This window comes from Peptoniphilus obesi ph1 (assembly GCF_000311865.1).
GTDB lineage: Bacteria > Bacillota > Clostridia > Tissierellales > Peptoniphilaceae > Peptoniphilus_E > Peptoniphilus_E obesi.
The window spans coordinates 114,624-126,338 of the sequence record NZ_HE978581.1 but is presented as its reverse complement, the minus strand read 5'-3'; the positions used below and the strand labels follow the sequence as shown (position 1 = coordinate 126,338).

8 protein-coding genes are annotated in these 11,715 nt (G+C 30.3%); all 8 read left to right on the top strand.

All coding sequences use genetic code 11. The features are described from left to right. The first annotated feature begins 64 nt into the window (after positions 1-64). The 8 genes from spoVG to HGPB_RS04200 all read left to right on the top strand — a co-directional run bounded on the left by spoVG (position 65) and on the right by HGPB_RS04200 (position 11,712). Positions 65-328: a septation regulator SpoVG gene (spoVG, locus tag HGPB_RS04235; RefSeq protein ID WP_019132454.1), complete on the top strand. Its 264-nt coding sequence runs from the start codon at positions 65-67 to the stop codon at positions 326-328. A 144-nt stretch (positions 329-472) separates the two neighbouring features. Next, positions 473-2,230: an aminopeptidase P family protein gene (locus HGPB_RS04230; RefSeq protein ID WP_019132453.1), complete on the top strand. Its 1,758-nt coding sequence runs from the start codon at positions 473-475 to the stop codon at positions 2,228-2,230. A gap of 10 nt (positions 2,231-2,240) precedes the next feature. Beyond that, complete coding sequence (uvrC, locus tag HGPB_RS04225) at positions 2,241-4,094, top strand: excinuclease ABC subunit UvrC (protein WP_019132452.1); 1,854 nt, start codon at positions 2,241-2,243, stop codon at positions 4,092-4,094. Next, a complete protein-coding gene (hprK, locus tag HGPB_RS04220) occupies positions 4,084-5,007 on the top strand; it encodes an HPr(Ser) kinase/phosphatase (RefSeq protein ID WP_019132451.1) in 924 nt (307 codons plus the stop codon). The genes uvrC and hprK overlap by 11 nt, the downstream gene beginning before the upstream one ends. Before the next feature lie 103 nt (positions 5,008-5,110). Then, on the top strand, positions 5,111-8,683 hold the full coding sequence (nifJ, locus tag HGPB_RS04215) for a pyruvate:ferredoxin (flavodoxin) oxidoreductase (protein WP_019132450.1): 3,573 nt from the start codon (positions 5,111-5,113) through the stop codon (positions 8,681-8,683). A 112-nt stretch (positions 8,684-8,795) separates the two neighbouring features. Further along, positions 8,796-10,112, top strand: a complete 1,317-nt coding sequence (gene der / locus HGPB_RS04210; RefSeq protein ID WP_019132449.1) for a ribosome biogenesis GTPase Der — start codon at positions 8,796-8,798, stop codon at positions 10,110-10,112. Beyond that, entirely contained in the window at positions 10,112-10,711 is a 600-nt protein-coding gene (gene plsY / locus HGPB_RS04205) for a glycerol-3-phosphate 1-O-acyltransferase PlsY (RefSeq protein ID WP_019132448.1), read from the top strand. The genes der and plsY overlap by 1 nt, the downstream gene beginning before the upstream one ends. Further along, the gene (locus tag HGPB_RS04200) at positions 10,708-11,712 is read left to right on the top strand and encodes an NAD(P)H-dependent glycerol-3-phosphate dehydrogenase (protein ID WP_019132447.1); all 1,005 of its coding nucleotides are present in this window, start codon (positions 10,708-10,710) and stop codon (positions 11,710-11,712) included. The genes plsY and HGPB_RS04200 overlap by 4 nt, the downstream gene beginning before the upstream one ends. Positions 11,713-11,715: the final 3 nt, after the last annotated feature.

Here is an 11,715-nt window from a genome sequence, read left to right as displayed (position 1 = left end):
ATATATAAAAAAGAATTAATAAACATTTTATTACTTATTATTACTAATGGAGGAGGGACACAAAGTGACAATCACTGATGTTAGAATTAGAAAATTACCTGATGAGGGAAAAATGAAGGCAATTGTTTCTGTAACATTTGATGACCAAATTGTAATTCACGACATTAAAATAATTCAAGGAGCAGAATCACTATTCATTGCTATGCCAAGTAGAAAATTGCCAAATGGCGAGTTTAGAGATATAGCACACCCAATTAATTCAGAAACTAGAAAATTAGTAGAAGACGCAGTTTTTGAAAAATACAACGAAATGCTTGAAGAAGAGTAAAATGCAGCAAGTAAAAAGGACATCCTTTTTACTTGTTTTATGTATATAAACGATAAATATTTTCAAAAATAAAGACACTTATTGAAGTGTCTTTATTTTTATTTGATATAATATAGATAATGATTGCAGAGGAGATGTTTATATATGATATTAGATTTACTAAGAGAAAAAATGAAAGAAGCATCAGTTGATGCATATATAATTCCAACTTTAGACCCTCATGGATCTGAATATTTACCTGAACATTTTAAAGATAGAAAATTTGTAACAGGTTTTACTGGATCTGCAGGCACAGCTTTAGTTACAAAAGATAAGGCTTTATTATGGACAGATGGCAGATATTTTATTCAAGCCCAAAGAGAAATTAAAGATTATGGATTTGAATTAATGAAAATGGGCATTGAAGGATATCCAAGCCTTAATGAATGGATAGTAAAAAATTTATCTGACAATAGCAAAATTGCTTTTAACTATGAATGTTTTTTAGAAAAAGATTATGAAACTTTAAAAGAAGATACAAAGAATAAAAATGTTGAGTTTTTAGATAAAGATCTTGTAAAAGATTTATGGAAATATAGACCAGCTCTTTCTGATTCAAAAGTTTTTATCCATGATATAAAATACGCTGGTAAAAGCTCTGAAGAAAAACTTGATGAGATTAGAGCAATATTAAAAGAAAAAGATTGTGATTTAACAATAATAAATAGTCTTGATGATATAGCTTGGATTTTTAATATAAGATCAAATGATATTGAATTTACACCAGTAGTAATTTCATATTGCTTGATTGATCAAGACAAGGCTTATATCTTCTTAGACAAGAATAAATTAGATGATGAAGTAAGTTCTTATATAGAAAAATTTGCAGAAATAAAAGACTATAAAGAAATTTTTGATTTTATTTCAAATTATAAAGATAAAACTATATATATGAACCCTTCCAAGATGAACAGAAAACTTTTTGAACTTGCAGAAAATTCAAACAAGATAGTTAAGGGAAATGATATATCCTCTAATTTGAAAGCTTGCAAAAATAAAGTTGAATTAGAAAATATCAGAAATGCTCATATTAAAGACGGAGTTGCTCTAACCAAATATATATATTGGCTAAAAAATAAGGCTGATTTAAAAAATCTCAATGAATATGAAGTTTCCGAAAAGCTATTAGAGTTTAGAAAAGAACAAGATGGTTTTATTGAAGAAAGTTTTTATACTATTTCTGCATATGGACCAAATGCTGCAATGATGCACTATAGTGCGACTGCTGATAAAAATTCAAAATTAAATGATAAAGGCTTATATCTAGTAGATTCAGGAGGACAGTATCTAGACGGCACCACTGATATAACAAGAACAATAGCCTTAGGTGAGTTAACTGATGAAGAAGTTAAAGACTTTACTTATGTTTTAAAATCACATTTAACTTTACTAGATATGGTATTTTTAAAAGGTACTATTGATAAGCAACTTGATACAGTAGCTAGAGCACCAATTTGGTCAATAAATTATGATTACAAGTGTGGCACTGGTCATGGAGTAGGTTATTTGTTGGGAGTGCATGAAGCACCACCTAGCCTTGGAACTAAGTCTGTAGGAGCTGAAATTCAATTGGGTATGGTATTTTCAGATGAACCTGGAATATACAGAGAAAACAAACATGGCATAAGAACAGAAAACTTAGTTGAAGTTGTAGAAGATGTTAAAAATGAAAGTGGTAGCTTTTATAAATTAGAATCAATTTCTTTTGCTCCAATCGATTTAGATGCAGTTGATAAAAAATATTTAAATGAATTAGAAATAGCTAAATTAAATAAATATCATAAAGATGTATATGAAAAGATATCTCCTTATTTAAGCGAAGAAGAAAAAGTTTGGCTTAAGGAGGTAACAAGAGAAATTTAAGGTGATTTGAGTGAATTTAGAAGATAAGTTAAAAAAGCTTCCTGATCTTCCAGGCGTTTATATCATGAAAGATGAAAACGATGAAATTATATATATTGGTAAGGCTAAATCTCTAAAAAAAAGAGTTAGGCAGTATTTTGGAACTTATGGAAAATCTAGTTTAAAGCTTAAGTCGATGACTGCTAGAATAAATGATTTTGAATATATCATTGTGCAAAATGAAGTGGAGTCGTTAATACTTGAAAGCAACTTAATAAAGGATAACCATCCTAAATATAATATTCTCTTAAGAGATGATAAGCAGTATCCATATATAAAAATCACTAATGAGAAATACCCAAGAGTTATAAAAACTAGAAATATAAAAAAAGATAAGGCTGAGTATTTTGGTCCATATCCAGCAGTTACTGCTGTAAATGATGCCTTGGAAGTCTTTGAAGACAATTATAAGCTTAGGACTTGTTCTTTAAATTTGGACAAAAATCTTAGTAATTACAGGCCATGTCTAAATTACTTTATTGGAAAATGTCTTGCTCCTTGTCAAGGAAACGTAGACGAAGAAATGTATAATCAATCAATTGAAAAAATCAGAAAATTTTTATCTAATAAAGATGATGAGCTTATAAAAAAATTAGAAGCAAAGATGCAAGATGCCTCTGAAAATTTAGAATTTGAAGAGGCGGCAAAATTTAGAGATAGCATTGAAGCTTTAAAATTGATAAACGAAAAACAAATTATAAGTAATACAGACTTTGATGAAAATAGAGATGTAATAGCTATGGCAAGAGGCGTTGATGAGGTTTTAGTTCAAGTATTTTTTATTAGATCTGGGAAAATTATAGGAAGAGAACATTATTTTCTAAGAGACTATTTTAATGATAGTGATTCAAAACTAATGTCTGCTTTTATCAAACAATTTTATGGAGGCATATCTTTTATACCGAAAGAAATAATTACAGAAGTAAAGCCTGATGAAGAAGAAGTAATAAAAAAATTCTTAGAAGATAAAAGACAAGCTAAGGTTGAGATTTTTGTACCAAAAAGGGGAGAAAAGGTTGAACTTCTTAGAATGGTCAAGAAAAACGCCTTGGACATGTTAAATAAATATTCAGACAGGTACAAAAGAAAAATTAAAGGAAATATACTAGCTCTTGAAGAGATAGAAAACTTATTAGGACTTAAAAATTATCCAAGGAGAATTGAAGCCTACGATATATCAAATACCTATGGGATAGAATCAGTTGGATCTATGGTAGTTTTTGAAGATGGAGTTGCAAAGAAAAGTGACTATAGAAAATTCAAAATAAAAACAATAAAAGGTCCTAATGATTATGCATCTATGGAAGAAGTCCTAAACAGAAGGTTCAAAAGAGCTATTGAAGAAAAAAATGGAAATATAAACTCATCTTTTTCAAAACTTCCAGATTTAATAATGATGGATGGAGGAAAAGGACAAGTTAATATAGCTAGGAAAGTAGTAGATAATTTAAATTTAGACATTGAAATTTGTGGCTTGGTTAAAGATGAATTTCACAATACAAGAGGAATAATCTATGACAACCAGGAATATAATTTAAAAATCAACTCTGACTCATACAGGATGATTTACAAGATTCAAGAAGAAGCTCATAGGTTTGCAATAAATTATCATAGATTATTAAGGTCTAAAAATATATTTAAATCTGAACTAGATGGAATTAAATATATCGGTAATAAGAGAAAAAACGACCTAATGACTCATTTTAAATCTATAGAAAAGATAAAGAATGCAAGTATAGATGAATTACTAGAAGTTTCTTCTATGAATAAAAATTCTGCAGAGTCACTTTACAAGCATTTTAGAGGTAATAGCAATGGAAGATAGTATAAAATTAAAAAAAATAGTAGAAAATTTGAATCTAGAATGCATTTATCTTTCTTCAAACTATGAAGATGTAAGAATAATATCATCTAACCTAAATAAACCTGGTCTTCAAATGATAGGACACCATATGGAGCTTGCATCTAATAAGATATTAGCGATAGACCAACAAGAATGGTATTTTATAAATGAAAAAACAAGTGAAGAAAGGCTAAAACTTCTAGAATTATTTTCTGATTATAAAATTCCGGCTATAATTTTTCTGTCTGATAATTATATCTTTGATGAAGTTGTAGAATATGCTTTTAAAAACGATATAAGTTTATTTAGAACAAAAGAAAATTTTTATAATTTTTCCACTAAATTTATTAACTATTTTGAATACAAGTTAGCTCCTTCTGTTAGAATTCATGGAGTCCTACTAGATGTATATGGAATAGGGGTATTAATCACAGGGAAAAGTGGTATAGGAAAATCTGAAGCTGCACTGGATTTAATTTCAAAGGGATCAAAATTAATAGCAGATGATAGTGTAATTATTAAAAGATTTGGAGACGAACTAATAGGAAGCTCACCAGAAATTACAAAACACTTTATGGAGATAAGAGGAGTTGGCATAATTGATGTGCAGAGCATCTTTGGAGTCGGATTTGTAATGGAGGATAAAGAGGTTCAGATGATAGTTCACTTAGAAGAATGGCAAGATGATAAAGAATATGAAAGACTAGGTCTAGATAGACAATATGAAGAAATACTAGGTAAAAAAATAGTAAAATATACTTTACCAATTAAGCCTGGCAGACAAAACGCTTTAATAATAGAGATGGCAACAAAAAGTTTTAAGCAAAATGAAATAGGATACAATGCAGCCGAGGAATTAAATAAAAAAATATTAAATTATAAAGAAACAGATTAAATAGTTAGTGATTTAATCTATAAAAGTATATGTTGATTTTTAACTTTCATAGAATTATAATATATGGAAGTTATAACTTTGGCTTTAGAAATGGGAGGTTTTTATGACAAATTTTAAAACTATGGATGGAAACGAAGCTGCAGCTCATATAGCTTATGCTTTTTCTGATATAGCTTGTATTTATCCGATTACTCCTTCTTCACCGATGGCTGAAAAGGCTGATGCCTGGGCAGCTCACGGAAGAAAGAATATATTTGGACAAGAAGTTATGGTAAAGGAATTACAATCTGAAGCAGGTGCTGCTGGATCAGTGCATGGAGCTTTACAAGCAGGATCTTTGACATCTACATTTACTGCATCACAAGGTTTATTATTAATGATACCTAATATGTATAAGATCGCTGGTGAATTACTTCCAGGAGTATTTCATGTTGCTGCTCGTGCTATTTCATCTCATGCTCTAAGTATTTTCGGAGATCATCAAGATGTTATGGCTACTCGTGCAACAGGCTTTGCATTATTAGCTTCTGGATCAGTTCAAGAAGCTATGGATATGGCTGTTGTTTCCCATTTATCAGCAATAAAAGGAAGAGTTCCATTTGTTCATTTCTTTGATGGATTTAGAACTTCACATGAAATACAAAAAATAGAAGTATTAGATTACAATGATTTAGACAAACTTGTAGATAAAGAAGCAATTAGGGAATTTAAATTAAGAGCATTAAATCCAAATTCACCAAAAATTAGAGGTACTGCTCAAAACCCTGATATTTATTTCCAAGAATTAGAAGCATCAAATAAATATTATGAAAATATAATTGATATAGTTGATGAAAACATGAAAAAAGTTTCATCACTAACTAGAAAAGATTATGGACTATTTAACTACTACGGAGATGAGAATGCTGAAAAAGTAATTGTAGCAATGGGATCAGTTACTGAAACTATCGAAGAAGTAGTAGATTACTTAAATAAGAATGGTCAAAAAGTTGGTGTATTAAAAGTACATTTATACAGACCTTTCTCTAAAAAACATTTTCTTGAAGCTATGCCTAAATCAGTTAAGAAAATAGCTGTTTTAGATAGAACTAAAGAAAAAGGTTCAATAGGAGAACCGTTATACTTAGATGTTAGAGATTTATACTATGATGAAGAAAATGCACCAATTATAGTTGGTGGTAGATATGGGTTAGGATCTAAAGATACAGCACCAAATCAAATTATTGCTGTTTTTGAACATCTTGACCAAGATAAACCAAGACATAACTTTACAATTGGTATCAATGATGATATTACTAACTTATCTTTAGAATTAAAAGAAAATGTTAGAACAGAACCTGATGGAACAATTAGATGTAAGTTCTGGGGCTTTGGATCAGACGGTACAGTAGGAGCTAATAAATCTGCTATTAAAATAATAGGCGATAATACAGACATGTTTGCTCAAGGTTACTTTGACTATGACTCTAAAAAATCAGGTGGTGTAACAATATCTCACTTAAGATTTGGTAACCACAGAATTAAATCTACTTACTTATTGACAGAAGCAGACTTTGTTTCTTGTTCAAAACAATCTTATGTTCATAGCTATGATTTATTAAAAGGCTTGAAAAAGGGAGGAAAATTCCTACTTAATACAATTTGGTCTGATGAGGAATTAGAAGAACACCTTCCAAATAAACTTAAAAAATATATAGCTGAAAATGATATTGAATTTTATACAATAAACGCAACAAAAATAGCACAAGAAATTGGACTTGGCGGCCGTACAAATATGGTTATGCAATCAGCCTTCTTTAAACTAGCTGAAGTATTACCAATTGATGATGCTATAAAATACCTAAAAGACGCAATAGTAAAAGACTATGGCGCTAAAGGTGATAATATAGTTCAAATGAACTATCAAGCTGTTGAAGCTGGAGTAAACGCACTTCACAAAGTGGAAGTTAATAAAGATTGGGCAGGACTTGAAGAAGAATCTTATCCAAGAATTAAAGGCGCAAGTGACTTTGTCAATGACGTTTTAATTCCAATGAATAGACAAGAAGGTAATAAACTTCCTGTATCAACATTTGCAGATAATGCTGATGGAACATTCCCTTCTGGAACATCAAGATATGAAAAAAGAGGAATTGCAGTTAACCTACCTAAATGGAAAATAGATAACTGTATTCAATGTAATAGATGTTCATTAGTATGTCCTCACGCTGTTATAAGGCCATTCTTACTTGATGAAGAAGAGCAAAAAAGAGCTCCTGAAACATTTGAAACTAAAAAAGCTCTTGGAAAAGGTGCAGCAGGATATGAATATAGGATTCAAATATCAGCACTAGACTGTACAGGTTGTGGAAACTGTGCTCAAGTTTGTCCAGCTAAGAACAAGGCACTAGAAATGGTTCCTTTTGAAGAAATATACGAAACAGAAAATGAAAACTGGAAATTTGCTACAACAATTGATACTAAACAAGAAAACTTTGATACAAATAATGTGAAAAATTCACAATTCCACCAACCATATCTTGAATTTTCAGGGGCTTGTGCTGGCTGTGGAGAAACACCTTATATCAAACTATTGACTCAATTATTTGGCGATAGACTTAGCATTGCGAATGCAACAGGCTGTACATCAATTTGGGGTGCATCAGCACCATCTATGCCATATTGTCAAGACGCTAATGGAAAAGGTCCTTCATGGGCAAGTTCATTATTTGAAGACAACGCTGAATATGGATATGGTATGCACCTATCTCAAATTCAAAGTAGAAGAAGAATTAAGCTGTTAATGGAAGAATATATAAGTCTTGGCTTAGATGATGATTTAACAACTGCTTTTAAAGAATGGGTAAGTGACATCGATAGCTTTGAAAAATCAAAAGAATCTACAGCTAAAATTCTACAAGTTTTAGATAATGATACAGATAATGAAAAGGCTAATGAAATAATAAAAGAAATAAGAAGCTTAAAGAACTTCCTAATCAAAAAATCTCAATGGATTGTTGGTGGAGACGGATGGGCTTATGACATAGGATATGGCGGACTTGATCATGTTGTTGCTTCTGGTGAAAATGTTAATATATTAGTTCTTGATACAGAAATTTATTCAAATACTGGTGGTCAAGCATCAAAGGCTACTCCAACAGCAGCTATAGCACAATTTGCTGCAGCTGGTAAAGTTACTAGAAAGAAAGATTTAGGAATGATGGCAGCATCTTACGGATATGTATACGTAGCTCAAATATCATTAGGTGCTGATATGAATCAAGCACTAAAAGCTATTAAAGAAGCTGAAGCTTATGATGGACCATCATTAATAATCTGCTATGCACCTTGTATATCACATGGTATTAAAAAAGGTATGGGATTCTCAGTAGCTGAAGAAAAGAAAGCAGTAGACGCTGGTTACTGGCACCTATATAGATTCAATCCAGAACTTAAAAAAGAAGGAAAGAATCCATTTGTTTTAGATTCAAAGGAACCAACAATACCATACAGAGAATTCTTAGATGGAGAAGTAAGATATACTTCATTATTAAAACTACAACCAGAAAAAGCAGAAGAACTTTATGAATTAGCTGAAGATAATGCTAAAGAAAGATATGAAAGATATCTAGAAATGGAAAAGTTTGATACTGATACTGAAATTGAAGCTCAACCAGGTGAAGATAAATCAATTTAATATTTTTTATAAAAGAGGTCATATTGGCCTCTTTTTTATTTCTAATCCTTAAATTGCAAGTAAATATAGATTTTGATATAATTAAAACGAAAATCTAAAAAGAGGTGATAATATGGAAAAACCAATAGTATCTATTATAGGTGCTCCAAATGTGGGTAAATCAACTTTATTTAATAAGATTGTAGGTAAAAAAATATCAATAACTGAAGATACTCCTGGAGTAACTAGAGATAGAATAAATGCAGATGCCTCTTGGTTAAATAAACATTTTTTGCTAGTTGATACAGGTGGACTAGACTTTAAAGATACTGATGTATTTAAAGTAAATATAAAAGAACAAGTAAATTTAGCTTTAGATATGTCTGATGTAATTATATTTTTAACAGATGGTGTGCTTGGAGTTACGCCAACTGATAGAGAAATTTCGAATTTTTTAAGAAAATCTAATAAGAAAATTGTACTTGCTATAAATAAATTTGATTCAAAACAAACTAAAGAAAATTATTATGATTTTTTTGAGTTAGGTTTTGATAATCCAATATTAATAAGTTCTGAACAAGGTACTGGAGTAGGGGACCTTTTAGATGAAGTAATAAAGGGTTTTCCTAGTAATGAAGAAATAGATGATGATTCTGATATTAGAGTAACTTTTATAGGAAAGCCTAATGTCGGAAAATCTCTTCTTGTAAATAAAATTATTGGAGAAGAAAGATCAATAGTAACTAATATGGCAGGAACAACTAGAGATGCAATAGATAGTAAATTTAGATACAAAGATGAAAATTACATTTTAGTTGATACTGCAGGGCTAAGAAAAAAAGCAAAAATAAATGAGGCTATTGAGAGATATTCTGTTATTAGGACTTTAACTGCAATAGAAAGGTCTAATGTTTGTGTTTTAGTAATAGATGCCAAGGAAGGTGTCTCTGAACAAGATTCTAAGATTGTTGGATATGCGCATGATAACAATAAGGCAATAATAGTTGCAGTAAATAAGTGGGATTTAATAGAAAAAGATAATACTACAATGAAGGAATTTGAATATAACATAAGAAAAAGACTTCCATTCATAAACTACGCTCCAATTGTGTATATATCAGCACTTACAGGTCAAAGAATTATAAATTTATTAGATACTATATTGATAGTAAATAATAATTATAATCATAGAATTAAAACGGGTGTACTTAACGATATACTCAACAGAGCTGTCTTATCAACACAAGCTCCATCAGACAAAGGTAAAAGAGCTAAGCTTTATTATGGAAGTCAAGTAGCAGTAAGACCACCTACCTTTTTGTTGTCAGTAAATGATAAAAAATTATTTCATTTTTCATATGTAAGATATCTTGAAAATCAAATCAGGGAATACTTTGGATTTGACGGAGTTCCAATAATTATAAGGTTAAAAAATAGAGGAGATAATTGATGAGTCAATTATTGATGCTTGCAATTTCTTATTTAGTGGGCTGTATTTCAGGCTCTTATATACTAGGAAAGCTTTTTTATAAAAAAGATATAAGAAATTATGGAAGTGGTAATGCCGGCACAACAAATGCCATGAGAGTTTTTGGAAAAAAGTTTGGTATTATAACTTTTCTTATAGACTTTATAAAAGGTGCAGTTCTTATATTAATTTTAAAATTTATATTCAAATTAGATAACACCAAGCTACTTTTGGCAAGCTTATTTTGTATTTTAGGGCATGATTTCCCTTTTAATATGAATTTCAAGGGAGGAAAGGGCGTTGCAACAACCTTAGGAACTTTTGCAATATTTAACTTTTTACCAACTTTGATATCAGTAGTTTTTTGGATAGTTTTTACTTTAATATTTAATACCGCTTCAATAAGTTCAATAGCTTTTTTCATACTATTATTTTTAATAAATCTATACTTTAAAACATTTTCGGACATTCAAGTAATTTTATTAATAATAGTGGTATCTATAGGTATATTTAGGCATAATTCTAATATATACAGACTTATTACTGGAAAAGAAAATAAAATAGGAGCAAGGAAAAGATGAAAATTACAGTTTATGGTGGAGGTAGCTGGGGAACAGCTATAGCTAGACTACTAGCTAATAATAAACATGAAGTTAAGTTTTATATAAGAAATAAAGATATTGTAGATGAAATTAACTCTAAACATAAAAACTCAAAATATTTACCTGATGTTGATTTAGGAGATTTAACTGCTCTTAATGATCCAGATAGAGCTTTAGAAGATATAGATATGCTGGTAATGGCAGTTCCAACAAGTGCATTTAGGAAAGTTTTGACTAATATAAAAGATAAAATTGATAAAAAAGTCATAATTTTAAACCTAGCCAAGGGAATTGAAAACGAAAGCTTAGATAGGATTTCTGAAATATCAAAAGAAATTTTACCAGACAATCCTTTTGCTGTTTTATCAGGTCCATCTCATGCTGAAGAAGTCGGAAAAGATATTCCAACAGCAGTTGCTGTTTCCTCTGAAAACTCGGACGTGGCTAAAGAAGTTCAGCATGCCTTTGCAAGTAAATATTTTAGGGTATACACTAATCCTGATCTACTTGGAGTTGAGCTTTGTGGTGCTTTAAAAAACATTATTGCTTTAGCCGCAGGAATGGCTGATGGACTAGGTTTTGGAGACAATACTATAGCGGCATTAGCCACAAGAGGCATATATGAAATAAGTAAACTTGGAGTTAAAACAGGTGCGAAAATGCAAACATTCAATGGACTAGCAGGTATAGGAGACTTAATTGTAACTTGTACCAGTATGCATTCTAGAAATAGAAGGGCAGGGGTCTTAATAGGTAAAGGTATAGCAGTTGAAGAAGCTAATAAGCAAATCGGTCAAGTTGTAGAAGGAATTAAAACTACAAAATCAGCTTATGAACTTTCAAAGAAATATGATGTTTCTATGCCAATAACAGCTAAACTGTATGAAGTTTTATATGAAGGGCTTGATCCTAAAGAAGCAGTAACTAGCTTAATGACTAGAGAATACAAGGAAGAAATAGAAGAAATATTTTTAATTTAGGGT